At 71.7% G+C, this 23,456-nt stretch carries 19 protein-coding genes and 1 pseudogene; 7 read left to right on the forward strand and 13 right to left on the reverse strand.

Features of this window, described 5'->3' with window-relative positions:
- Positions 1-61 precede the first annotated feature (61 nt).
- Positions 62-1,291, forward strand: coding sequence for an acyl-CoA dehydrogenase family protein (locus tag AB0H86_RS10810; RefSeq protein ID WP_362435699.1), 1,230 nt, complete (start codon positions 62-64; stop codon positions 1,289-1,291).
- Between the two features lie 72 nt (positions 1,292-1,363).
- Here AB0H86_RS10810 and AB0H86_RS10815 read toward each other — a convergent pair whose 3' ends face one another.
- The 5 genes from AB0H86_RS10815 to AB0H86_RS10835 form a co-directional block, all read right to left on the reverse strand.
- Entirely contained in the window at positions 1,364-1,600 is a 237-nt protein-coding gene (locus AB0H86_RS10815) for a DUF6213 family protein (RefSeq protein WP_356770456.1), read from the reverse strand.
- A gap of 25 nt (positions 1,601-1,625) precedes the next feature.
- Complete coding sequence (locus tag AB0H86_RS10820; protein ID WP_362435701.1) at positions 1,626-3,011, reverse strand: NADP-dependent succinic semialdehyde dehydrogenase; 1,386 nt, start codon at positions 3,009-3,011, stop codon at positions 1,626-1,628.
- 191 nt (positions 3,012-3,202) lie between these two features.
- Positions 3,203-3,661, reverse strand: coding sequence for an NUDIX domain-containing protein (locus AB0H86_RS10825; RefSeq protein WP_362435703.1), 459 nt, complete (start codon positions 3,659-3,661; stop codon positions 3,203-3,205).
- Positions 3,658-5,196 carry an ATP-dependent DNA ligase gene (locus AB0H86_RS10830; protein WP_362435705.1) on the reverse strand — a complete coding sequence of 513 codons (1,539 nt, stop codon included), beginning with the start codon at positions 5,194-5,196 and terminating at the stop codon, positions 3,658-3,660. The genes AB0H86_RS10825 and AB0H86_RS10830 overlap by 4 nt, the downstream gene beginning before the upstream one ends.
- Positions 5,197-5,225: 29 nt before the next feature.
- Positions 5,226-6,197 (reverse strand): NAD(P)/FAD-dependent oxidoreductase, encoded by a 972-nt coding sequence (locus AB0H86_RS10835; protein WP_362435707.1) that lies wholly within the window; start codon positions 6,195-6,197, stop codon positions 5,226-5,228.
- Between the two features lie 78 nt (positions 6,198-6,275).
- Between AB0H86_RS10835 and AB0H86_RS10840 the strand changes: the two genes are divergently transcribed.
- The 6 genes from AB0H86_RS10840 to AB0H86_RS10865 all read left to right on the forward strand — a co-directional run bounded on the left by AB0H86_RS10840 (position 6,276) and on the right by AB0H86_RS10865 (position 11,583).
- Positions 6,276-6,899 carry an XRE family transcriptional regulator gene (locus AB0H86_RS10840; RefSeq protein WP_362435709.1) on the forward strand — a complete coding sequence of 208 codons (624 nt, stop codon included), beginning with the start codon at positions 6,276-6,278 and terminating at the stop codon, positions 6,897-6,899.
- Positions 6,900-7,003: 104 nt separating this feature from the next.
- A complete protein-coding gene (locus AB0H86_RS10845; RefSeq protein ID WP_362435711.1) occupies positions 7,004-7,981 on the forward strand; it encodes an NADPH:quinone oxidoreductase family protein in 978 nt (325 codons plus the stop codon).
- Complete coding sequence (locus AB0H86_RS10850) at positions 7,978-9,156, forward strand: acyl-CoA dehydrogenase family protein (RefSeq protein WP_362435713.1); 1,179 nt, start codon at positions 7,978-7,980, stop codon at positions 9,154-9,156. The genes AB0H86_RS10845 and AB0H86_RS10850 overlap by 4 nt, the downstream gene beginning before the upstream one ends.
- Positions 9,153-10,235 (forward strand): acyl-CoA dehydrogenase family protein, encoded by a 1,083-nt coding sequence (locus AB0H86_RS10855; RefSeq protein ID WP_362435715.1) that lies wholly within the window; start codon positions 9,153-9,155, stop codon positions 10,233-10,235. Before AB0H86_RS10850 ends, AB0H86_RS10855 begins: the two co-directional genes overlap by 4 nt.
- 172 nt (positions 10,236-10,407) lie before the next feature.
- Positions 10,408-11,271 carry a phosphatidylinositol-specific phospholipase C/glycerophosphodiester phosphodiesterase family protein gene (locus tag AB0H86_RS10860; RefSeq protein ID WP_362435717.1) on the forward strand — a complete coding sequence of 288 codons (864 nt, stop codon included), beginning with the start codon at positions 10,408-10,410 and terminating at the stop codon, positions 11,269-11,271.
- Between the two features lie 117 nt (positions 11,272-11,388).
- A complete protein-coding gene (locus AB0H86_RS10865; RefSeq protein ID WP_362435719.1) occupies positions 11,389-11,583 on the forward strand; it encodes a hypothetical protein in 195 nt (64 codons plus the stop codon).
- A gap of 3 nt (positions 11,584-11,586) precedes the next feature.
- On the opposite strand, the gene AB0H86_RS10870 is transcribed toward AB0H86_RS10865, so the two are convergent.
- The 8 genes and pseudogenes from AB0H86_RS10870 to AB0H86_RS10905 all read right to left on the reverse strand — a co-directional run bounded on the left by AB0H86_RS10870 (position 11,587) and on the right by AB0H86_RS10905 (position 23,245).
- Positions 11,587-12,825, reverse strand: coding sequence for a phosphodiester glycosidase family protein (locus AB0H86_RS10870; protein ID WP_362435721.1), 1,239 nt, complete (start codon positions 12,823-12,825; stop codon positions 11,587-11,589).
- 75 nt (positions 12,826-12,900) lie between these two features.
- Positions 12,901-13,284 (reverse strand): DUF779 domain-containing protein, encoded by a 384-nt coding sequence (locus AB0H86_RS10875; RefSeq protein WP_362435723.1) that lies wholly within the window; start codon positions 13,282-13,284, stop codon positions 12,901-12,903.
- A gap of 55 nt (positions 13,285-13,339) precedes the next feature.
- Positions 13,340-14,410, reverse strand: a complete 1,071-nt coding sequence (locus AB0H86_RS10880) for a bifunctional class I SAM-dependent methyltransferase/NUDIX hydrolase (RefSeq protein ID WP_362435725.1) — start codon at positions 14,408-14,410, stop codon at positions 13,340-13,342.
- Between the two features lie 155 nt (positions 14,411-14,565).
- Positions 14,566-17,496, reverse strand: a complete 2,931-nt coding sequence (locus AB0H86_RS10885; RefSeq protein ID WP_362435727.1) for an AAA family ATPase — start codon at positions 17,494-17,496, stop codon at positions 14,566-14,568.
- A 192-nt stretch (positions 17,497-17,688) separates the two neighbouring features.
- Positions 17,689-18,693, reverse strand: a complete 1,005-nt coding sequence (locus AB0H86_RS10890; protein WP_362435729.1) for a (-)-alpha-amorphene synthase — start codon at positions 18,691-18,693, stop codon at positions 17,689-17,691.
- Positions 18,677-20,229 (reverse strand): annotated as a pseudogene (locus AB0H86_RS10895) (cytochrome P450). The gene AB0H86_RS10890 and the pseudogene AB0H86_RS10895 overlap by 17 nt, the downstream one beginning before the upstream one ends.
- Before the next feature lie 246 nt (positions 20,230-20,475).
- A complete protein-coding gene (locus AB0H86_RS10900) occupies positions 20,476-21,651 on the reverse strand; it encodes a cytochrome P450 (RefSeq protein ID WP_362435731.1) in 1,176 nt (391 codons plus the stop codon).
- A 364-nt stretch (positions 21,652-22,015) separates the two neighbouring features.
- Positions 22,016-23,245, reverse strand: a complete 1,230-nt coding sequence (locus AB0H86_RS10905) for a SpoIIE family protein phosphatase (RefSeq protein ID WP_362435733.1) — start codon at positions 23,243-23,245, stop codon at positions 22,016-22,018.
- Between the last annotated feature and the right edge of the window lie 211 nt (positions 23,246-23,456).

The following is a 23,456-nucleotide window of genomic DNA, read 5'->3' on the forward strand; positions in this document are numbered from 1 at the left end:
GCCGGTAACAGACTCGGTGTTACCGTAAGTAACACGCACGTGCGTCGCCGCTGGAGGGGACATGGCCGAATTCACCATGGAGCTCAATGACGAGCAGAAAGAGGTCAGGGACTGGCTGCACGGCTTCGCGGCCGACGTCATCCGCCCCGCGGCCGCCGAATGGGACGAGCGTGAGGAGACTCCCTGGCCGGTGATCCAGGAGGCCGCCAAGGTCGGGATCTACTCCCTCGACTTCTACGCCCAGCAGTACTTCGACCCCACCGGCCTCGGCATCCCGATGGCCATGGAGGAACTGTTCTGGGGTGACGCGGGCATCGCCCTCTCCATCGTCGGCACCGGCCTCGCCGCCGTCGGCGTCCTCGCCAACGGCACCGAGGAGCAGATCGGCACCTGGATCCCGCAGATGTACGGCGACGCCGACGACGTCAAGGTCGCCGCGTTCTGCTCCTCCGAGCCCGACGCCGGCTCGGACGTCGCCTCGATGCGTACCCGCGCGGTGTACGACGAGGCCAAGGACGAGTGGGTGCTCAACGGCACCAAGACCTGGGCGACCAACGGCGGCATCGCCAACGTCCATGTCGTCGTCGCGGTCGTCGACACGGAACTGGGCTCCAAGGGCCACGCCTCCTTCATCGTCCCGCCGGGCACGCCGGGTCTGGCGCAGGGCCAGAAGTTCAAGAAGCACGGGATCCGTGCCTCGCACACCGCCGAGGTCGTTCTCGACAACGTGCGCGTCCCCGCGTCCTGCCTGCTCGGCGGCAAGGAGAAGCTGGACGAGCGGCTGGCGCGGGCCCGGGAGCGGGCCAGGGCGGGGGGTGGCGAGCGGGTCAAGAACGCGGCGATGGCCACGTTCGAGGCTTCGCGTCCGGCTGTTGGCGCGATGGCCGTCGGTACGGCCCGTGCCGCGTACGAGGAGGCCCTCGAGTACGCCAAGACGCGTGAGCAGTTCGGCCGGCCCATCATCGACAACCAGGGTGTGGCCTTCCAGCTCGCGGACATGCGGACATCCATCGACGCGGCCCGGCTGTTGGTCTGGCGGGCGTCCTGGATGGCGGTCAACGGCAAGCAGTTCACGGCGGCCGAGGGGTCGATGTCGAAGCTGTTCGCGAGCGAGACGGCGAAGAAGGTGACGGCTCAGGCGGTGCAGATCCTGGGCGGGAACGGCTACACGCGGGAGTACCCGGTGGAGCGGATGCACCGGGACGCGGCGATCTACACGATCTTCGAGGGGACCAGCGAGATCCAGCGGTTGGTGATCGCCCGGACCCTGTCGGGGATGCCCATTCGGTAGCGCCGTCAGGGGTGTGGGATACAGCCCCACACCCCTCGTCGCCGGGAAGCCGGCCGATCAGAGGGGCGACCGCTACGGCGTGGTCCCGCTGCTGTGCGCGATACACGCCACGTCGATCCGGTCGGCGAGCTTCGCGAGCTCGATCGTCAGGGCCGCCACCGTGTCCTCGTCGAGCCCGTCCTCACCGGCCTCGACAAGGTGCAGCCACCGGCCACCCACGGTCCGCAACAATTTGCTGACCTCGGCGGCAGCCACCTGCAAGGTCCCGCGGTCGTCGACGATCAGAGGCAGAGTCACTTCGCGGTTCACAGAGGGGATCGTAGTCGCGGAAGCGTCACGCTCCGTGCCATACGGTGGTGATGTTGCAGAACTCCCGGATTCCGTGCCCGGACAGCTCACGCCCGTACCCGGACCTCTTCACCCCGCCGAACGGGAACGCCGGGTGGGACGCGGTCATCCCGTTGACGTACACACCGCCGGCCTCCAGGTCCCGTACGAACCGGTCGACGTCCGTCTCGTCCCGCGTCCACACGTTGGAACTCAGTCCGAACGGCGAGTCGTTGGCGATGAGGACCGCCTCGTCCAGGTCGGCCGCGCGATACAGCGTGGCGACCGGTCCGAAGGCCTCCTCGCGATGGATGCGCATCTCGCGGGTGATGCCGGCCAGGACGGTCGGCGGGTAGTACCAGCCGTCCCCGTCGGGCCGTTCGCCCCCGCACAGCACACTCGCGCCACCGCGCCTGGCGTCGTCGACGAGTTCCTCCAGGTCGGACCGCCCCTGCTCGCTGGCCAGGGGTCCGACCTCGGTGTCCTCCGCCAGCGGATCGCCGACCTTCAGCGCCTTCATGCCCGCGACGAACCGCTCGGCGAAGGCGTCGTACACGTCCGTGTGGACGATGAAGCGCTTGGCGGCGATACAGGACTGCCCGTTGTTCTGCACCCGCGCGGTCACCGCCACCTGGGCGGCCCGGTCGATGTCGGCGGAGGGCATCACGACGTACGGGTCGCTGCCGCCCAGCTCCAGCACCGTCTTCTTGATCATCTCTCCGGCGGTGGACGCGACCGCCCGTCCCGCGGGCTCGCTGCCCGTGAGAGTGGCCGCCTTGACCCGGTCGTCACGCAGGATCTCGTCGACCGCGCCGGAGCCGACCAGGAGGGTCTGGAAGGTGCCCTCGGTGAAGCCCGCGCGGTGGAAGAGGTCCTCCAGGTAGAGGGCGGTCTGCGGGACGTTGGAGGCGTGCTTGAGCAGGCCCACGTTGCCCGCCATCAGGGCCGGGGCCGCGAAGCGGATCACCTGCCACAGCGGGAAGTTCCACGGCATCACCGCGAGTACCGGGCCCAGCGGCCGGTAGCGGACCAGGGCTCGGGAGGCGCCGGAGTCCTTCACGTCGGAGGCGGCGGGCTCCTCGTCGGCGAGCAGTTCCTCGGCGTGGTCGGCGTACCAGTGCATCGCCTTGGCGCACTTCGCGGCCTCAGCGCGGGCCTGCTTGACCGGCTTGCCCATCTCCAGTGTCATCACGCGGGCGATGTCCTGCTGGTCCTCGCCGAGGAGATCGGCGGCCCGGTGCAGCAGGCGGGCGCGCTCCGCGAGGGTCGTCGTCCGATACGTGCGGAACGTGGCCTCCGCGAGCTGGAGCCGGCGCTCGATCTCCTCCTCGCCCATGGCCTCGTACGTCTTGAATGTCTCGCCGTTCGCCGGGTTGACCGTTGCGATGGGCATGGCTGACCTCCCTGGGACGGGCTGTGTTTCCGACCTTCCCGCGCGGCGGCGGGGATCGCAACGCGGTTGCGTCTTAGGAGGGCGCTGAAGATCTTGGCCGGGCTCCCGACGCCTGGCACGCACATCTGCCGCCTGGCAACTGCACGCACCAGCCGCCGCTCGCTGATCCGGCCAAGATCTTCAGCACCCTCCTAGGCCGAGTGCTCCGCCAGCCGGTCTAGAAACGCGGCCTGCGCCTTCACGATCACCGCCCGGGCCCCGTCGAGGTCGAACCACGCCACGCGGTCCAGCTCCGGGAACTCCTGGATCTGCCCGGACTTCGGCGGCCACTCCATGCGGAACGTGCCCGGCCTGATCGTCGCCGGGTCGAGGTCCGCCGCCACCGCCCACACGGTGACGATCTTGCCGTTGGTCTGCCGGACCTCGCCCAGCGGTACGGCCTCGCCGTCGGGCGGCGCAAGGCCGAGCTCCTCCCGGAACTCGCGCCGGGCCGCGTCCCAGGCGGGCTCGTCGGGTTCGTACTCGCCCTTCGGCACCGTCCAGGCCCCGGCGTCGCGCCGCGCGAAGAAGGGGCCGCCCATATGGCCGAGCAGCACCTCCAGCCCGTGATCGGTGTGCCGGAACAGCAGGAGCCCCGCGCTGCGCTTCACGGCCTCACCTCGGGGTGGGCGGCGAGGAGCGTCTCGACCGTGTCGGCGTCCTCGGGGCGTTTGTCCTCGCGGTAGCGGACCACGCGGGCGAAGCGGAGGGTGACGCCGGCCGGGTAGCGGGTGGACTTCTGCAGCCCGTCGTAGGCGATCTCGACGACGAGTTCGGGACGTACGGTCACCGTGTATCCGTCGGTGTCCACGGCCAGTTCCTGGAGCCGCCCGGTCTGCCAGGTCAGCATCGCGTCGGTCATGCCTTTGAAGGTCTTGCCGAGCATCGCGAACGAACCGTCCGCGGCGCGTGCTCCGAGATGCAGGTTGGACAGCTTCCCGGTGCGGCGGCCGTGACCCCACTCGGCGGCCAGGACCACCAGGTCGAGCGTGTGCACGGGCTTGACCTTCAGCCAGGAGGCACCCCGCCGGCCCGCGCTGTAGGGGGCGTCGAGGGACTTCGCGACCACGCCCTCGTGGCCGCGCTCCAGGGTCTCGGCGAGGAACTCCTCGGCCGCCCGCGCCTCCTGCGGGCCGGACACCAGGGTCCGCCGCACCCGCATCGGCTCCGGAACCAGCCGGGCCAGCTCCGCGTGCCGCTCGGCGAACGGCAGATCCAGCAGGTCGCGGTCGTCGAGGGACAGCACGTCGAAGAAGACGGGGGAGACGGGGACCGTCCGGGCGGCCGTCGCCACGTCCACCCGGGAGCCGACCCGCCCGGCGGTCTCCTGGAAGGACCGGGGCCGTCCGGCGGCGTCGAAGGCGATCACCTCGCCGTCCAGGATGAACCGGTCGCCCCTCAACTCCAGGGCCGCCGAGGTCAGTTCGGGCAACCGGTCGGTGATGTCGTCGAGGGTGCGGGTGTACAGCCGTACGGTGTCGCCGTCCCGGTGCACCTGGACGCGGATGCCGTCCAGCTTCTCCTCCACCGCGCACGCGCCGAGCTTGTCGACCGCCTCGGACACCGAGGAGGCGCTGTGCGCCAGCATCGGCAGGACCGGGCGGCCGACGGTGAGCCGGAAGCGGTCGAGGGCGCCGGGGCCGTCCGAGAGCAGGGCCTCGGCGACCGGCTGGAGCGAACCCGCGAGCATCACGGCCCGTCGTACGTCCGCCGCCGGCGCCCGCGTGGCCTGGGCGAGGCCCTCGATCGCGACGGCGTCCAGCGCGCCCTGCCGCACCTCGCCGCTGATCAGTCCGAGCAGGAACCGCTGCTCGTGCTCCGTGGCCGCGCCCATCAGCTCACCGACCAGACGGGCCCGCTCGGCCTGCGACCCGGCGCCCGAGACCTCGCCGAGCGCGCTCAGCAGGCCGTGCGTGTCGCGCACGGTCAGGCTCGGCTCGGCGGCCGGGGCGACGGGTCGGCTCAGCACCTTCCAGCCGACGCCGAGCCGCCCCTGGGGCAGCCGTCCGGCGAGGTACGGGATGACGATCGGCACGTCCTCGGCCTCCGCGTCCCGGAACAGCTCGGCGAGAAGCGCGATCTTCCGGGAGCGCGCCGAGGTGGCGGCCACCTCCTGGGACACCTGGGCCAGCCGGGTCAGCAGCATGCAGCCATGGTGCACCGCGGGCGCCCGCTCTACACCCGCACGGCCGCGTCGAGGTCCGCCATCAGCAGCTCCCCGTTGATCGTGACACCCGCGCGGTACCCGCCGGCCGCCGCGTTCACGACCTGCTCGGCCATGCCCATCACGTTGCCCGCGGACCACACGCCGGGCACGGTGGTCAGGCCCGTCTCGTCCACCTCGGCGTACGCGCCGAACGGGGTCTCCCGCAGCTGAGCGCCCAGCCGTCGCAGCAGATCGGTCTGCGGGACGGCACGGGGTGCCACGAACAGCACCTCGAGGGCGTGGGTCGTGCCTTCCCTGGAGGGGGCGCCCCCAGCGAGACGGACCCCGGTGAGCCGGTCGTCCGCCACGACCAGTCCGGAGACCTCGCCCGGCACCACCGCGACCCCGGCCGCGGCCAGCCTGCGCAGGTCCTCGTCGGACAGCTCCTCCTCGGCGGTCCGGTGCAGGAAGAGCGTCACGTCCTTCGACCACTGGGAGACGATCAGCGCCTGGTGCACACTCATCGGCGTCGTGGCGAGCACACCGAAGGCCTGGTCCCGCACCTCCCAGCCGTGGCAGTACGGGCAGTGCAGCACATCCCGCCCGAAGCGTTCGGCCAGGCCGGCGACGTCCGGCAGCTCGTCCCGGAGGCCGGTGGCGATCACCAGGCGCCGGGCGCGCACGGTCCGGCCGCCCGCCAGGGCCACGGTGAAGTCCCCGTCCCTGGTGACGTCCACCGCCCGGTCCCGGACGAGTTCCACCCCGTATCGCGCGATCTCCTCGCGGCCCTTCGCCAGGAAGTCGGCGGGGGACATGCCGTCCCGGGTCAGATAGCCCTGCATGTGCGCGGCGGGCGCGTTGCGCGGCTCGCCCGCGTCGACGACCAGCGTCCGGCGCCGGGCCCGGCCCAGGACCAGCGCGGCGGACAGTCCGGCCGCGCCGCCTCCGACGACGACCACCTCGTACGTGTCGCCGTACTTCTCGGTGTGCTTCTCGGTCATGGTGACCACCTCCACTTGGACAGTCGCTCGCCCCCTGCCGTGTTGACAAATGTGTTTGCCGAAACTGCAATGGACATCATGAGTGACGACGACATGGTCGAGGTTCTGGCGGAGGTCGGCACGCGCCTGCGGCGGATCCGCAAGGAGCGTGGCGCGACGCTGGCCGGGTTGTCCGAGGCGACCGGTATCTCGGTGAGCACGCTCTCCCGGCTGGAATCGGGTCTGCGCAAGCCAAGCCTGGAACTGCTGCTGCCGATCGCACGGGCGCACGACGTGGCGCTCGACGAGCTGGTGGGCACTCCCTCGGCGCGCGATCCGCGGGTACGGGCCGCGCCGATCTCCCGGCACGGGCGTACCTACTGGCCGCTCACCCGCCAGCCCGGCGGACTCCAGGCCTTCAAGGTGCTGGCTCCGCAGACGAACGAGAAACCGGAACTGCGCACCCACGAGGGCTACGAGTGGCTGTACGTACTGTCGGGGCGACTCCGGCTGGTGCTGGGCGGGCAGGAGGCCGTCCTGACGGCAGGGGAGGTCGTCGAGTTCGACACCCGGGTGCCGCACTGGTTCGGAGCGGCGGGGGAGGGGCCGGCGGAGTTCCTCACTCTGTTCGGGCCGCAGGGGGAGCGCATGCACGTACGGGCGCGGCCGAAGCCGTCGAAGCAGTCGAAACGGTCGGCACGCGAGGGTGACGAGGACGACTGAGGCGCGACCGAAGACGGCGGCCGGGAACTGTTCCCTGATCGGCAAGCGACCGCTTAGTATGCGAAGGACCCCGGTCAGACGAAGCAGTCCCGTGGAGGCCCCGCATGCAGGCATGGCAAGTGCACGAGAACGGCGAGCCGGGCGAGGTGATGCGCCTGGCGGACGTGGCGCGGCCCACGCCCGGTGACGGCCAGGTCCTGCTGAAGGTGCGCGCCGCGAACATCAACTTCCCGGACGTGCTGATGGCCCGGGGGCACTACCAGGTCAGGCCGCCGCTGCCGTTCACGCCGGGGGTGGAGATCTGCGGCGAGACGCAGGACGGGCGCCGGGTCATCGCCAACCCCGCCCTGCCGTACGGCGGTTTCGCCGAGTACGCCGTCGCGGACGCCGCCGCTGTCCTGCCCGCCCCCGACTCGCTGGACGACGCCGAGGCGGCCGCCCTGCACATCGGGTACCAGACCGGCTGGTTCGGTCTGCACCGGCGGGCCGATCTGGAAGCCGGCGAGACGCTGCTCGTCCACGCTGCCGCAGGAGGGGTCGGCAGCGCGGCCGTGCAGCTCGGCAAGGCTGCCGGAGCGACGGTGATCGGTGTCGTCGGCGGCGCCGACAAGGTCTCCGTCGCCCGGCAACTGGGTTGTGACGTGGTGATCGACCGGCGCGCCGAGGACGTCATCGCCGCCGTGAAGGAGGCCACCGGCGGCCGGGGCGCCGACGTGATCTACGATCCCGTCGGCGGCGAGGCCTTCACCCAGTCGACCAAGGTCGTCGCCTTCGAGGGCCGGATCGTCGTCGTCGGCTTCGCGAGCGGCACCATCCCCAGCCCGTCGCTCAACCACGCCCTCGTGAAGAACTACGCGATCCTCGGCCTGCACTGGGGCCTGTACAACACCAAGAACCCGAAGCTGGTCCAGCACTGCCACGAGCAGCTCACCGAACTGGCCGCGCGGGGCGCGATCAAGCCGCTGGTCAGCGAGCGCGTGCCGCTGAGCGGCGCCGCGGCCGCCGTGCAGCGGGTCGGGGACGGTGTGACGACCGGCCGGGTCGTCGTCGTCCCCGGCCTCACGGAAGGAGCGGCGGCATGACCGACGCAGCCGAACTCAAGCGCCGCACCGCCCAGTTGCTGGCCGCGTACCCGCCTGCCTCCACCGACCGCCTGGACTTCCTCGGCGCCCGCTTCGACGCCGGACTCGCCTGGGTGCACTATCCCGAGGGCCTCGGTGGCCTCGGAGCCCCGCGCTCCCTCCAGGCCGTCGTGGACGCCGAACTGGAGGCCGCCGAAGCCCCCGACAACGACCCGCGGCGCATCGGCATCGGCCTGGGAATGGCCGCGCCGACGATCCTGAAGTACGGCACCGACGAGCAGAAGCGACTCCTGCGGCCGCTGTGGGTGGGCGAGGAGGTCTGGTGCCAGCTCTTCAGCGAGCCCGGCGCCGGATCCGACCTGGCCGCCCTCCGCACCCGGGCCGTCCGTGAAGGCGACAGCTGGGTCGTCAACGGGCAGAAGGTGTGGACGTCCAGCGCGCACCTCGCCCGCTGGGCCATCCTCATCGCCCGCACCGACCCGGACGCGCCCAAGCACCGGGGCATCACGTACTTCATCTGCGACATGACCGACCCGGGCGTCGAGGTCCGGCCGTTGCGCCAGATCACCGGCGAGGCCGAGTTCAACGAGGTCTTCCTCACCGACGTCCGCATCCCCGACTCGCGTCGGCTCGGTGAGGCAGGCGACGGCTGGCGGGTCGCCCAGACCACCCTGAACAACGAACGCGTCGCCATCGGCGGCATGCGGCTGCCCCGCGAGGGCGGCATGATCGGCCCGGTCTCCACGACCTGGCGTGAGCGCCCCGAACTGCGCACCCACGACCTGCACCAGCGCCTGCTGAAGCTGTGGGTCGACGCCGAGGTCGCCCGTCTCACCGGTGAACGCCTGCGACAGCAGATGGCCGTCGGCCAGCCCGGCCCGGAGGGCGCCGGCATGAAGCTGGCGTTCGCCCGCCTCAACCAGGAGATCAGCGGCCTGGAGGTCGAACTCCTCGGCGGGGAAGGCCTGTTGTACGACGACTGGACCATGCGCCGACCGGAGCTGGTCGACTTCACCGGCCGCGACGCCGGCTACCGATACCTCCGCTCCAAGGGCAACAGCATCGAGGGCGGGACCAGCGAGGTCCTGCTGAACATCGTCGCCGAGCGCGTCCTGGGACTGCCCAGCGAGCCGCGCAACGACAAGGACGTCGCCTGGAAGGACCTCGCCCGATGAGCACCGAGCCCGACCTGCTGTACTCGGAGGAGGAAGAGGCGCTGCGCGCCGCCGTCCGCGACCTGCTCACCGACCACTGCGACCCGGCGGGCGTGATCGTGCGGACCGAGTCGGCCACGCCCCACGATCGCGAGACATGGAAGGCGCTCACCGAAGGCATGGGCCTCGCGGGACTGCTGGTGCCCGAGGCGCGGGGCGGCCAGGGCGCCACCCACCGCGAAGTCGCCGTCGTCCTGGAGGAGTTGGGGCGGGCCGTCGCCCCCGTGCCCTACCTGACCAGTGCCGTCGTCGCCACCGAGGCGCTGCTGGCGTGCGCGGACGCCGACCTGCTCGCCCTGCTGGCATCCGGCCGGACGATCGGTGCCCTCGCCGTCGCGCTGCACACCGCACCGGACGCCGCCTTCACGTCCGTACGCCTGGAGAACGGCACACTGCACGGGGAGCTGCCCGGGATCGCGGACGCGGCCGTCGCCGATGTGCTGCTCGTCCCGGCCGAGGACGGCGGGCTGTACGCCGTCGACGTGGACGCCGTGACCGTCACCCCGCAGGTGCCGCTGGATCTGACCCGACCGCTCGCGACCGTCACCCTGGACGGTGCGTCGGCCCGCCGGATCGGCGACGCCGAACCCGCCGTACGCCGTGCTCTGCGCACCGCGGCCGGGCTGCTGGCCTCCGAGCAACTCGGCCTGGCGGAATGGTCGTTGACCGAGACGGTCCGCTACCTCAAGGAACGCAAGCAGTTCAACCGGCCCGTCGGCGGCTTCCAGGCCCTCAAGCACCGGCTCGCCCAGCTGTGGCTGGAGGTCGTCAGCCTGCGGGCGGCGGCCCGGGGCGCGGCGGACGCGCTCACGACCGGCGAGGACGTCGACGTGGCGGTCGCCGTCGCCCAGGCCTACGCCGCCCCCGTCGCGGTCCGCGCCGCCGAGGAGGCCCTGCAACTGCACGGCGGCATCGGTATGACCTGGGAACACCCGGTCCACCTGAACCTGAAGCGGGCCAAGGCCGACTCGATCGCCTACGGCACCGCGGGCGCCCACCGCGCGACCCTGGCCGAACTGGTCGACCTCCAGGCCCCCTGACGTTCACCTGGGAAAGCCCGCCCGACCTGGGGCGGGCTTTTTCGTGTGCCCCGCGCGGACGAGATGAACGGACAGCGGCAGTCCGGCCAACTCCTGTCCCGGCACTGCCTCCAGGGGCCGTTCGGATCGCATACTCGCAGCGATCCCGTACGGCCTACCAGGGAGGCAGAGCATGGCCCTCACCACCCGACGCAGAGCCCTCACCACCCTCGGCGCCGCCCTCGCGGGCGCGGTCGCCCTGCCCGCCGCCGACGCGTTCGCGGGCGAACACCAGCACCGGCCTCGCCCGTTGTGGCGTGCCCACGCGCACAACGACTACGAGCATCCGCGGCCCCTTCTCGACGCCCTCGACCACCGCTTCGGCAGTGTCGAGGCCGACATCTACCTCGTCGGCGACCAGCTTCTCGTCGCCCACGACCCCGTCGACCTCGACCCGACCCGCACCCTCGAATCCCTCTACCTCGACCCGCTGGCCGCCCGCGTCAGGGCCAACCACGGTTCCGTGTACCGGGGTTACCGGCGGCCGCTGCAACTGCTGATCGACATCAAGACGGAGGGTTCGTCGACCTACCTCGAACTCGACCGTCATCTGCGGCGCTACCAGCACCTGTTCACGACCTACGCCCATGGCCGGGTGCACCCGGGCGCGGTCACGGCTGTCATCTCCGGCGACCGTGCGGCCCGTACCCCGATGGAGGCACAGACCGTCCGCCGGGCCTTCTACGACGGCCGGCTCGCCGACCTCGGCAGCGCGGCGCCCGCCTCCTTCATCCCGCTGATCAGCGACAACTGGACGCTCAACTTCACCTGGGCGGGCGTCGGCGCCTTCCCCGACGCCGAACGGCAGAAGCTGCGCGGCATCGTCGGGACGGCGCACCGGCGCGGTCAGACGGTGCGGCTGTGGGCCACGCCTGACCTGGCGGGCCCGGCGCGGGACGCCGTATGGACCGAACTGCTCGCCGCAGGCGTCGACCACATCAACACGGACGACCTCGCCGGACTGGAGACGTTCCTCGACGCCCACCGGCCGGCGTAGCCACAACCCGCCGGACATCACACGTTCGGCGGACAGGTCAGCCGCCCGGACGAACCCTCCGCTACGCCACACTTGCGGCCGAACGCCGCGAAGCGGACGTGGCGGAGGAGGTTGACGATGGCGATTTCCATCTCTGTGGTGCTGCTGCTGGTGATCCTGGCAACGGTCTTCCTGCGCAGTGGCGGGCTGAAGGTCTCCCACGCGCTGGTGTGCCTGCTGCTCGGTTTCTACCTGGCCGGCACGAACATCGCACCCAGCATCAACAGTGGTCTGGAGGCGACGGCGGACATCGTCAGCGGCCTCAGGCCGTGAGCGTCACCGGGTCGTGAAGATCCCGATGCCGTTCGGAACGGGCCGTTCCGCGCCCTCCGTGGGATGGTTGCGTACGGTGACGGCGCTTCCGCCCGGCACCCGGGCGGCCAGGGTCGTGGAGCCGCCGCCGTCCAGGCTGAAGGCGTCGACCGATCCCAACTCCCGCATGGTGTCCGCGACTTCGGCGATGGTGAGCCCGGTGCGGTACTGGGGCGCGCCGTCCAGCGCGAGCAGCAGCAGGCGCCGCCCGCCGTCCGCGACACCCACGGCGGTACGCACGGCGGAGGTCCTGGCGTCGAGGCCGGGCAGGGGCAGCCCGCCCCGCAGGACGGGGTAGCCGCCGAGCGCGAAGCGGTAGGGGATCCGGGTCGAGGACGACACCAGGCGGTGGCGCACCGTCACCGACTCGCCCTGGAAGAACGTCCGCAGCTGCCGCGCGCCCGCCTCCCGGCCGACCAGCACCGTGGTCCCCGCGGCGATGGGGCCACCGCCTGGGGTGTCGGACAGCGACACGACCCGATGGTGACGGACCGTCACCTCATAGGTGTCCGTGCCGCACGGAGCGGCCCGGTCCGTGTCCGTGCCGCAGATCGCGCGCACCCGGGAGGCGCTGCCCCAGTCGGAGGTGAACGCGCCGATGGACCCCTCAGGCAGCGCGTACTGGTTCAGCCCGCCGAGCGGCAGCCGTCCCATCGGCGTGCGGATCGACCCGTCGAGGGCGAGGGCGTCCAGCCGGGCCCGCCGGTCCACGCCCACGCCGAACACGTCCTCGGTGCCGGTGCCGGGCGGCAGCGCGGGGCCGAAGCGCTGGCCGTCCGGCACCGCCGCCTTGAGGACATGGCCCCGTGTGATGGCCGGGCCCACGGTCGCGCCTGTGGCCTCGACACCCGGGTGCTGGGTCTCGGTGATGTTGAAGAAGTCGCCGTTGACACCCGCCACGGCCCCGGCGGCGTCGGCCATGCCGGAGACGGGGGAACGCGCGGCCACCGCCCCCGGATACAGCAGGTCCAGGCGGACCCGGGGATCGCGCAGGTCGACGGTCAGCACATGGGCGTGTGCGACCCCCTTGGCCGCCGGGACGTCGAACTCCCGGTAGGAGACCCCCGGCGCGAGCGCGGTCCCGTCCGGTACGGCGCCGGCCGGTGCCGCTCCCACCAGGGTCGCACCGGCCAGCGTGCCGAGCGCCGCGAGCAACGCCAGTACGTTTCCGCCCGCTCCGAACCGTCCTTGACGACGCGTCACTGTCCCCCCTGATGTCTCGTCAACTGTCCCAGGACTCAGGGGAAGTGCACCAGACGGTCGTGAGCCGTACGGTGTCTATGCGCCGAGGACCCGCGAACGGGTGAGGAAACGCACCCCCTCGGGTGCCTCCAGCGAGAAGCCGCTGCCCCGGCCCTCGACGACGTCGACGATCAGCCGGGTATGGCTCCACACCTCGAACTGGCTGCGCGACATCCAGAACGTCACCGGCTCCTCGACCCCCTCCACGACCAGCTCCGCGAGCAGCACGTCCGAGCCACCGGTACGGAACTCGCCCGCCGGAAAGCACATCGGAGCGCTGCCGTCGCAACAGCCGCCGGACTGGTGGAACATCAGCGGGCCGTGCGTCTCACGCAGTCGGCGCAGCAGGTCGGCGGCCGCGGGGGTCAGCTCGACGCGCGGGACCTCGTCGTACACGGCGCGTGCGGATTCCTCGTCCATGGTCGTCGAGTGCAGCACGGGCAAGGTTGCGAGAGGGTTGCACGCGCCTTCGCGGTCACGGGGCGTACGGGGTGAAGTGGGCGGGCATGTGGTCGATCGGCAGGTCCGAGCGCCACGCGGTGAGGCCCTGGGCGCTGCACACGAACAGGTTCTCCGGCAGCCGGTCCAGGGCGAACCAGCGCCAGTCGCCGACGCGTTCGCCGGGCTGGTCGGCCGGCTCGCCCCGCCATGCCGTGACCAGGGCGGGCACGGTCACCCGTACGACGTCACCGACATGGTCGAGGAGTGTGCCCAGGAGGCGTACGTCGGCGGGGCTCGCCTCGATCCCCGTCTCCTCGGCGAGCTCGCGCACCACCGTCTCCTGGAGCGACTCACCGGGTTCCACCGTGCCGCCGGGCAGCTCCCAGGTTCCCCGGCGGTGCCGGCCCAGCAGCAGGCCCCGGGGGCCGTGCAGGATGGCGCCCACGCCGAGCGCCCCGTGCGGGACCGGCGGGCCGGCGCCGCGCGGACGGGAGGAGACTCGCAGCGGCCGGGTGGCGCGGAGGATCCGGTGAGAGGCGTGGCCGGGCTCGTCCGGCGCGTCGAGGACCTCGACGTGTTCGACGCGCAGCCCTTGCTCGGCGAGCAGGTCCGTCCAGAGGTCCGGCGTGAGCACCCACGTCCGGACACCGTCCGCGCGGCGCGGTTCGACGACCGACGAGGGGCCGCCGCCGCGGGAGTCCGTGTGCGGTACGCCGAAGCACAGCGTCCCGCCGGGCCGGAGCGCCGACGCGAGGGCGGGCAGCAGGCGGCGGGGATCGATGGACGCGACGGCGTCGACGGAGTAGATGACGTCGTACGGCTCCGTGGTGCTCAGGTACTCCACCGCGTCGGCCCGCACCAGGCGCAGTCCCGGCAGCGCACCGTGCTCGGCACGAGCCCGCTCGTGCGGCCCCGAGTCGACCGCGTCCACCGAGGCGCCGTAGGCGTGGACGAGATACGCGGCGTGCCGGGCCGTGCCGCACCCGAGGTCGAGCACCCGCCGGCCCGAGAGGTCGCCGAGGATCCCGGCCCCCGGGCCGGCACCCGGGAAACCCCAGTCGAACCGTGCTCCGGCGTCGTCGGGACGGAAGGTCTGCGGCCGCAAGCTGCCTCCTGTGTACGGGGACCGAGGGGAACCAAGGGAACCGTTGGGAACCAAGGGGAACCGAAAGGAACCAAGGGGCCCCGTGACCTCCCCATGATGACCGAGCGACCGCCGGTCCTGGCCCGGCGGCCGGCATCACGACCGGGAACGCGGGGTCACGACCGGGGACGCGGGAAGGTCTCCAGGGCCTCGGCCAGGCCCGCCGGATCGGTGCCGACCTTGCGGTACACGGAGGAGAGCAGTTGTCGTACACCCTGTTCCGTGAGCCGCAGATCCTTCGCGACCACGGCTGCCTGGTGGCCCTGAGCCGTCATCTCGGCCGCTTTCCGTTCGTGGGCCGTCAGCGTGTCCGTCTGCGCGTACCGCAGCGGCAGCGGGCGCAGTCCGGCCGCGGAGAGTTCCGCCCTGGCCCGGGCCGCAAGCGCCTCGGCACCGCAGTGCACGGCTCCTTCGAGTCCCTGGTAGAGCCGGTCCGCGGCGTCGTGGAGCCGACCGTGGCGGGACAACGAGGCACCGTGGCCGACCAGCGCGCGGGCCAGGTCGTAGGCGGCGGGCGACCGTTCCAGATGGTCCACTGCGTCCGCGTGCAGAGCGAGCGCCGCCCTTCCGCCGGTCACCTCGGCCAAGGTGTGCAGCGCCTGTCCGATCACGGACGCCGCACCGAAGTCCCGGGCACGTTCGAGGGCGTCCTGGGCATGCCGGACGGCCCGGTCGGGAGCGGAGCGAGCCAGGGCGGACGCCAGACGCAGCTGCCAGGGACACCAGGCGGGATTGCGCCAGTCCCGCCCGTCCAGCCAGCTCCCGACCTCGGTCAACAGGCGCTCCGCCTCGGCAGGGCGCCCCTCCGCCAGGAGCAACTCGGCATACACCGTGCGGGGATCGGGGTAGATGACGGCGTTCGGAACGACCTCGCCGTAGTCGTGACGGTCGGCGAGCCGGCGCGCGTCACCGACGCGCCCGCGGGCCAGCAGCGTCTGGATGAGAATGCCGATCGCGAACCACTGCGCGGGCACCGCCCCTTCGACCCGCTCGGCCGTGCGCAGGCCCTCGCGCACCCAGTGCTCCGCCTCCGCCAGACAGCCCCGCCGGTAGCGGATGTAGGCGAACAGGGTCTGGCCGACGGCCAGATGAGAGCCCCGCCACCCCTTGGTCTCGCACTCGGCCATCCCCTTGGTGAACAACTCCTCGGCCCGTCGCGGCTGGTCGCAGTACATGAAGGCCAGGGCCACCGAGACCGGAACCTCGAAACCACGGTTCTCGTCGGTCCAGCTCATCCCGCCGCGCAGGGCACTCTCGGCGTGTTCGAGGACGGTCCGCCGTGGCTCGCCACGCAGCAGGGCGTCCCACGCGCGCAGCCCCAGGATGCAGCGTTCCTCCAGTCCGCGGCCGGTCGGCCGCCCCCGGCTCGCCAGCTGCGCGGCCAGCCGGGTCAGCCTGCGGGAGCGGGCGGACGAGTCGGGTTCGTCGGTGCGGAACATGCTCCAGGCGAAGTGATCGGCCTGCATCCGCAACCGGACCCGGGCGTTGGCGGCCGTCCGGGCTCCCTCGGCGGCCACCTTCGCGGCCTCGGCCGTCCGGTCCGTGTGGGCGAGTGCCTGGGTGAGCCGGTAGACGATGGAGGCGCCCAGTTCGGGGTCGACCCCGGGCTCCGCCAGGGCCGCACGGAGATGGTTCACGGTGGCCGTGGGTTCGAGGAGGAAGGTCGAGCCCGCGAGTTCGTGCAGGAGGGCGGCGCGCTCCTCCGGCAGGGGCGGCTCCTGCAACGCCCGGGTCAGCAGGCGGCGGGCCGCCTCCGGAGCGCCCGCCCGCAGGGATTCACGGGCGGCTTCTCGGAGGCAGTCGACCGCTTCGGACTTGCCGTCGCACGGGACCTCCAGCAGGTGCCGGGCGGACGCGGTCGGACCGAACCCGGCCGCGCGGAGGGACTCGGCGGCCGCGTTGTGCATGCCGACCCGCAGACCTGACGGGATCGACTGGTAGATCGTGGTGGCGATCAGTGGATGGACGAAACCCAGGCCGCCGCCCGGCCCGTCGTCGTCGGCCAGGATGCGGGCGGCGCGCAGCTTCTCGGTCGCCTCGGCGGCGGCCTCGCGGCCGATCGCCGCGATGGTGGCGGCGAGGTCCGCGGAGAACGGCGCACCCAGGACGGCCCCCGCGTACGTGAAGCGGACGGTGCTCGTGCCGAGCCGATGGAGGCGCTCGATGAGCCCGGGACCCTTCACGGCTGCGGCCAGGGCCCGCATCGTCGGCAGCTCGTTCCGGGCGCCCTTGAGATCGCGCTGGCCGAGCCTGATGGCGAGTTCCACGGTCTCGAACGGGCTGCCGCCGGTGACCGTCCAGCACTCCGCGCAGAACGCGTCCTCGGCGCGGTCCCCCACCTGCTCCCGCACGATCCGCGCCACGCCCGCGGTGGTGAGCGGTGCGAGGGGGTGGGGGCGGGTGCCGTGACCGTCGACCAGGGCGCGGAACGCGGTTGCCTCGTAGGGCAGTTCGTCGGGCCGGTAGGCGACCACGATCAGCAGCGGCAGGTCCGCGGCCCGGGGAGCGAAGGAGGCGAGCCAGCCGAGGGACTCGATGTCGGCCCAGTGCAGATCGTCCAGGAGCAGTACGACGGGCGCCTTCTTCATCACCGTCAGGCGCGTCACGACCCAGTCGAGCCCGTCGCGCACACCCGTCGGATCCGGCGCCTGCGAGGTGTCAGCCGCCTCCAGGCCGAGCGCGGCGGCGACGATGCCGTACCAACTGCCCAGGAACGCCTGGCGTTCCGCCTCGTCCATCGACGCCAGCGTGGGCTGGACGAGCTGGCGGACCACGTGGAACGCCAGCTCCTGGTCCGCCTCGCCGCCCCTGCCCGAGAGCACCCTGAACCCGTCGGCCGTGGCGCGGGCGCGGGCCTCCGTCATGAGCGCCGTCTTGCCCAGTCCCGCCGGTCCCGTGAAGGCGAGCAGACCGCTGTGCCGGGTGCACGGGCCGCCGTCGGCGACGGCCCGCAGATCCGACAGCGCCGCGTCGAGCGCATCGAGCTCCTGTTTGCGTTCGAGCAACTGCCGGGACTGGGTGATCGGTTGCCGTGACCCATGTGCCATGTGCCCTACCGCTTCCTGTCGTTCGACCACCGGGAGGCAGCGAGAGCGTACGCCCCACGACATGCGGTATGGACGAATTCGCGAACGAGCAGGCCAAGTATGGATGAATCACCCGCTCTCGTGGCTTGCCACGTTCGCCTCATGGGTACGGTCGACTGAATGTGCCGCCCTATGGCGCGGCGACGGACGGTCTCACGACGCGGACACCCTCGCCGTGTCCGCGTAGCGCGGCACGTTGCGGGACCAGTGGTAGCACCCGCCGATCCAGCCGGCCATGCCCTCCACACAGTCGCGTCCCGCGGGACTCAGCACCGGCTCGATCTGCGCGTAGAGCCCCTCGAACTCGTTGATGGCGCTGTTGATCTGACGGATGGCCAGGGTGATGGCGACCGGCAGGGAGCACCCCTGCGCGCGCTGGTGGGCCAGCGCCAGATTGATCATGTCCCCCGCTCGTTGTTCCTTCACCGCGGAGAACAGATCCGCCGTCCATACGGCCGCGTCGACCGACAGGCGCCGCATGCGCCGCATGACCGGATGATGAAGCTCCTCGGGGGCGGACTCGCCGCGCCGCGCGGCCTCGTACAGCGGGTAGAAGGGCTCGACCCCCGCGGTCAGCGAACGGATGGAGGTGCACAGTCCGGTCGCCAGCGGGAAGGAGCCGTTCTGGGCCACCGATTCGTACAGCAGCCCATGGACGTACTCCCGGCTTGTCCAGGCCCAGCGCGCCGCCTGGGCCGGGGTGCACCGCTCCTGGACCTGGCGGTACAGGTCGGCCAGGGCGGCCCCGAGGACGGTGGTGGGCGGCTGACCGTCCCGCAGGATCGCCACGCTCTCGCAGAGCATGGGCAGCAGCCGGTCCGGCCACCGACGGCCGACCTCCTCCGCCCGGTCGTCGAAGACGAACTGATAGGCGATCTGGTTCGCCACGATCTGGAGGATGTCCGCGTCCACACCCGGACTGGTATAGGACGCGAGCTCGGCGGGGCGGGTGGAGCGGAGCATCTCCGGCACACCCGGTTCGCGGCTCAGGCCCTGCGCGCGGAGCCACTCCTCGACGCCTGCCACCGCCACCGACTCGTGGGGATTCCTGAGGAACCCGAAGGGCATGCGGAGGTGGGCGTCGACCAACTCCTTGAGGGTCGAGGGGTGCAGTGAACCGTGCGGGGCGATCGTGATCTCCTCATGCGTCGTCGACACCGTTGTCACCTGCCGTTCGGGTATCCGGAACTCGAAGTGCGGCATCGGCCCTGAGTGCGGGCGCGTCCCCACGTGTCGGTGCGTCAGTCGTACGACGCGCACGTGGTTCACAGATCATCACCAGCGACCTCGGCCCCAACGTCACCACCGGGCGCTGCCGTTCGACCGGACCGGCCAGGTGCCGCAGCCGCCGGCGGCCCGCGATGACCGCGACGGCTGCGATCGCCTCCGTGACGGCGAACGCGTCGCCCAGGCACTTACGGCTCCCCGCGGCGAACGGGATCAGCGCGGTCCGTGAACCGGCCGGCTCCTGTGCGGGCAGCCATCGCTCGGGCAGGAACCGGCCGGGGTCGGGGAACGACGCGGGGTCGTGATGCAGGAGGTAGGGGCTGTACAGAACCATTGATCCCTTGGGGAGCCGGTGCCCGGCGAGCTTCGTGTCGCGGGTCGTGACGCGGGTGAAGAGCCAGCCCGGCGGGGAGTGGCGAGTGTCTCGGTGATGACGGCGCGGGTCTGTACGAGGCGCGGGAGGTCCTCGGGGGTCAGGCGTGGGCGCCCGGCGACCACGGTGTCGATCTCCGCGTGCAGGCGTTCCTCTGCTTCCGGATTCCGGGCCAGCAGGTCGAAGGCGGAGGCCAGGCACAGGGCGGTGGTCTCCACTCCGGTCAGCAGAAGAGTGATGAGCTGGTCGTGGATCTCCTGCTCACTGACCGCGGGTACCGCGTCGCCGTCACCTCGTGCGGCGTCCAGCAGTGTCTCCAGCAGATCGTCGCGGGGAGCGTCCGGAGCGCGTCGGCGACGCTCGTCGATCACGCCGTCGATGATCGTGTGCAGACGGGCGATCGCGTGCCGATAGCGGCGGTTCGCGGGCGTGGGGAAGCGGAAGACGGCGTCGACCGGTACGACCGTGCGCAGGAACAGGCCCCGTACGACCTCGGCGAGACAGTGGCGCACCTCGGCGGTCGCCGTGGCGTCGAGAGAGTCGGAGAAGAGGACTCTACTGATCACCCGGGTGGTCATGGCGAACATGGCCGCGCTGACGTCGACCTCCTGGCCGGGGCGCCACTCACGGCACACCAACTCGGCGTCGTCCAGCATCAGTCGGGTGTGCTCGGCGACCTGGAAGGGGCGGAACGCGGGCTGGACCAGCCTGCGTTGCCTGCGGTGTTCCGCGTGCGGGCAGGTGACGACGCCGTTGCCCATCAGCAGCCGCAGCCTGTCGTACTGCGTGCCTCCCTTGTCGAACGTGCGGGTGTCCCTGAGCATCTCGTGGACCAGGTCCGGGTGGCACACCATCCAGGCGCGCAGCGGACCCAGCCGAATCTCCACCAGATCACCGTGTGCGGGCAAGGAATTCAGAAACTGCAGCGGGCGACGGAACAAGGCGATACCGTGAGCGAGGGAGGGGAATATGCTGGGAGCAATTCCCACAGTCCATTTTCGCTCTGGTTCGGGAACAAAGGCGTTCATCAAATACCTCCGTCTGGACCGGCGGCGGAATTCGGTGATGTTCCACCGACGTGGCACTTGACCCATGTCCTGCCCAGTTCAACCTGCCTGCCGATGTGCCGAACCCTTTCTTCGTGGGGGCGCACGGGAGCGCGGGGAAGCATTGGGGGAATCGTGTTTCGCCGGTACGGCCCGACGGCCGATGTTCTTCTGTCCCTCGGCTGTCTTCAGTCGTCTTCCGTAGTCCTTTTCCACATACAACGACCTGGCTCAGATGTCCGACCGTGTGGAATTCAGCCGGAGTGACATCGTCCGCCCGCCCCCGGTGGGGAGTCAGGCAGGGACGTCCCACAGCACATGCAGGGTGGGGGGTTTGCGGAAGACCAGACCGTCCGGAGCGCTGGGGCGGTCCGGGTCCAGGCGCAGGGCGGGGAGGCGTTCGAGCAGCCGGTGGAGGGCGATTCGGGTTTCCAGGCGGGCGAGGTGCGCGGCGATGCAGTGGTGCGGGCCGTGTGCGAAGGCCAGTTGGAGACGCGCGTTCTCGCGGCGGACGTCGAACCGGTCGGGGTCGGGGAAGACGGCGGGGTCGCGGTTCGCGCCGGTCAGGGAGACGGTGACCAGGTCGCCCCGCCGGATCGTGGCCGGGCCGAGGACGGTGTCGCGGGTGGCGTAGCGGTCCACGACCGCCGCGCCGGGTTCGAGGCGCAGCGACTCCTCGATCACGCCGTCCAGCAGATCGGAATCGGCCCGGACGAGGGCGAGTTGGCCGGGGTGCCGCAGCAGGTGCAACAGCGCGTTGGTGATCATCGCCTCGGTCGTCTCGATGCCGCCGAACAGCAGCACCGCGGCATTGGACGCCACCTCCGGCACCGCCAACTGCCCGGCGGCCGAGACCAGGAGCGAGGCGGTGTCCCGGTCGGCGACGGTGGCCTCCACGGCGGTCCGCAGCCGCGCGTACGCCGCGGCGCCCGCTGGCCCCGCCGGCTGTCCGGCGGTGATGTCCGAGACCGAGCGCACGATGGCGTCGTACCAGGAGAGCACCGTGTCTGGGGTGGTGTCGGCCAGCCCCAGCGCCTCGGTCATGACGGCGACCGCGAGCGGCCCGGCGAACGTGCGTCGCAGTTCGACGGCGCCGGCCGGTTCCCACGCGGTGATCAGCCGGTCGGTCTCCCGCTCGATGAACGAGGCGAAGCCGTCGCGTACCGCCCGGGGGCGGAACGGGGCGGTGAAGGGCTCGCGATGTCGGGTGTGCGAGTCTCCGTCCAGGGACAGCATGCTGGGGCCGACGACCCGCGCCGTGGAGAACCGGGGGTCGTCGACGGTGAAGGTCGCGGCGTCCCGCATCACACTGACCGCGAGGTCGCGACGGGTCACCAGCCAGCCGTCCAACTCGGGCAGCCAGGACACCGGTTCGCGCGCGCGGAGCAGCGCCAGCCGCGGATGCGGATCCCCGGCGAGTTCGGCGAGCGTGGTCGTGGCACCGAGCGGGAAGGAGTCGACGACGCTCATCGCGGGCTTCGGTCGGGCGCGGGGAAACGGATCACACCACCGAGGCTACGGCCTGTCCGGCGGCCGCGAGGCAGCGGGACCGCGCCCACGACCGCCGTCGGACAGCGTCGGCACGGCGGCGATGACCGGGCACGGCCGCGGTCCGTCGAGGAAGGCGTCGGACAGCGGCCCGTGCGCACGTCCGCGGTCTGGCCCGAGGCTCACTCCGGCGACCGCGCCCAGGCCGTCCGCGTCCGTCGTCGGGCCGGGTAACCGGAGGGGAATCCGCGCACCGATGGCGGTCAGTGCCTGCCGGTCACCAGCGGTGACGAACGAGCCGCCAGGGATGCGCAGACGTGGGGAGACGCGGAGGTGCGGGAACGGGTCACAGGCGGATGACGATCAGAGCCGAGTCGTCGGTGTTGCCGCTGGAGGGGAGGAGGTCGGCCAGGAGGGCGTCGGACAGCGGCTCGGGGTCGGCGTGCCGGTGGCGGGTCAGGGAGTCGGCGAGACGGGCCAGACCGGCGTCGATGTCCTCGTCGCGGCGTTCGATGAGGCCGTCGGTGTACAGGACCAGGGTGGAACCCTCCGTGAAGGAGGTACTGGCCTGGGGGCGGGGGAGGTGTTCGGGGCGGGCGGCGAGCGGGGGATCGGTGGCCTGGTCCAGGAAGGTGACGGTGCCCTCGGGGTCCACGAGGGCAGGCGGTGGATGGCCGGCGCAGCTGTAGGTGACGGTGTGGCTGTCCCAGTCGATGAAGGTCGTCACGACGGTGGTCGACTCGGCGCCCTCGACATAGCGGGCGTACAGGCCGAGGGCCTCCAGGGCCAGGGCCGGACCGTCGGCGACACGGCAGGCCGCGCTCAGTGCGCTGCGCAGCTGCCCCATGGCACAGGCCGCCGCCAGGCCGTGGCCGACGACGTCGCCGACCGCGACCGCGAGGTTGTCGCCGGGCAGGTCGACCAGGTCGTACCAGTCGCCGCAGACGTTCAGGGCGCCGATGGCGGGCCGGTAGCGTACGGCCGCCTCGTGCGGACCGATCGGGCCGGGCGCGGGCAGCATCGCCGCCTGCAGCGCGAGGGCGACCTCGCGTTCCCGGGCGTGCGCGTGGCGTAGCCGTTCGTTGACGTCCTGCAGTTCCCGGGCGCGGGTGTACAGCTCGGCCTCCAGCACGCGGGCCCGGTCGTCGCCGACCGGGCCGCCGCGGGCGCGGATGAGTTCCGTGACCTCCTCCACCCGGTGCACGACCAGCGCCACCTTTCCGTCGGCGGCGAGGACGGGCGCGTTGACCGGGCTCCAGTAGTGCTCCCGCCAGTGTCCCGGGCGCGCGGGATCCTCGATGTCGTAGCGGATCAGCGCCATCGTGTCGCGCTCGCCGGTGTCCACCACCCGCAGCATCGACGCCCGCGTCTCCTGCATGCCCGCCGCGGCCGGGTCGTTCGGGTTCTCGGGGAAGACGTCGAAGATGTAGCGGCCCAGCAGCTGCTCGCGGGTGCGGCGGGCCAGGCGCAGGAAGTCCTCGTTGGCGTCGGCGTACACCAGATCAGGGGTGAGCAGCGCCACCATGCCGGGCAGGGCCCGGAAGACCGCCGCGTAGTCGATCTGCGGTTTCCTCATGTGCTCTCTGCCTCGACACGGGTCGTGATTACGTGATTTTCCACGATAGACGGAATAAGCCACGGACGAGGTACGGACCGCGGTGGGACGCGGCCTCGCCGGCGGTGTGCCGCGGCCGGCCGACGCTGCTCACGACCGCTCCGACCTGGGCCCTGTCCCTCAGGTGATCGAGGTCGGATCCCACCGGCCACCCTCCGAAAACCGGACAAGA

Origin of the sequence: Streptomyces sp. NPDC050997, from assembly GCF_040660135.1 — a bacterium.
GTDB lineage: Bacteria > Actinomycetota > Actinomycetes > Streptomycetales > Streptomycetaceae > Streptomyces.

Bases quoted from the DNA above. Each gene is read 5' to 3' on its own strand.
- AB0H86_RS10830 (WP_362435705.1), bottom strand. From the start codon at position 5,196: ATGCTGCTGACCCGGCTGGCCCAGGTGTCCCAGGAGGTGGCCGCCACC.
- AB0H86_RS10885 (WP_362435727.1), bottom strand. From the start codon at position 17,496: ATGGCACATGGGTCACGGCAACCGATCACCCAGTCCCGGCAGTTGCTC.
- AB0H86_RS10840 (WP_362435709.1), top strand. From the start codon at position 6,276: ATGAGTGACGACGACATGGTCGAGGTTCTGGCGGAGGTCGGCACGCGC.
- AB0H86_RS10865 (WP_362435719.1), top strand. From the start codon at position 11,389: ATGGCGATTTCCATCTCTGTGGTGCTGCTGCTGGTGATCCTGGCAACG.
- AB0H86_RS10810 (WP_362435699.1), top strand. From the start codon at position 62: ATGGCCGAATTCACCATGGAGCTCAATGACGAGCAGAAAGAGGTCAGG.
- AB0H86_RS10850 (WP_362435713.1), top strand. From the start codon at position 7,978: ATGACCGACGCAGCCGAACTCAAGCGCCGCACCGCCCAGTTGCTGGCC.
- AB0H86_RS10855 (WP_362435715.1), top strand. From the start codon at position 9,153: ATGAGCACCGAGCCCGACCTGCTGTACTCGGAGGAGGAAGAGGCGCTG.
- AB0H86_RS10900 (WP_362435731.1), bottom strand. From the start codon at position 21,651: ATGAGCGTCGTCGACTCCTTCCCGCTCGGTGCCACGACCACGCTCGCC.
- AB0H86_RS10905 (WP_362435733.1), bottom strand. From the start codon at position 23,245: ATGAGGAAACCGCAGATCGACTACGCGGCGGTCTTCCGGGCCCTGCCC.
- AB0H86_RS10860 (WP_362435717.1), top strand. From the start codon at position 10,408: ATGGCCCTCACCACCCGACGCAGAGCCCTCACCACCCTCGGCGCCGCC.
- AB0H86_RS10845 (WP_362435711.1), top strand. From the start codon at position 7,004: ATGCAGGCATGGCAAGTGCACGAGAACGGCGAGCCGGGCGAGGTGATG.
- AB0H86_RS10820 (WP_362435701.1), bottom strand. From the start codon at position 3,011: ATGCCCATCGCAACGGTCAACCCGGCGAACGGCGAGACATTCAAGACG.
- AB0H86_RS10875 (WP_362435723.1), bottom strand. From the start codon at position 13,284: ATGGACGAGGAATCCGCACGCGCCGTGTACGACGAGGTCCCGCGCGTC.
- AB0H86_RS10835 (WP_362435707.1), bottom strand. From the start codon at position 6,197: ATGACCGAGAAGCACACCGAGAAGTACGGCGACACGTACGAGGTGGTC.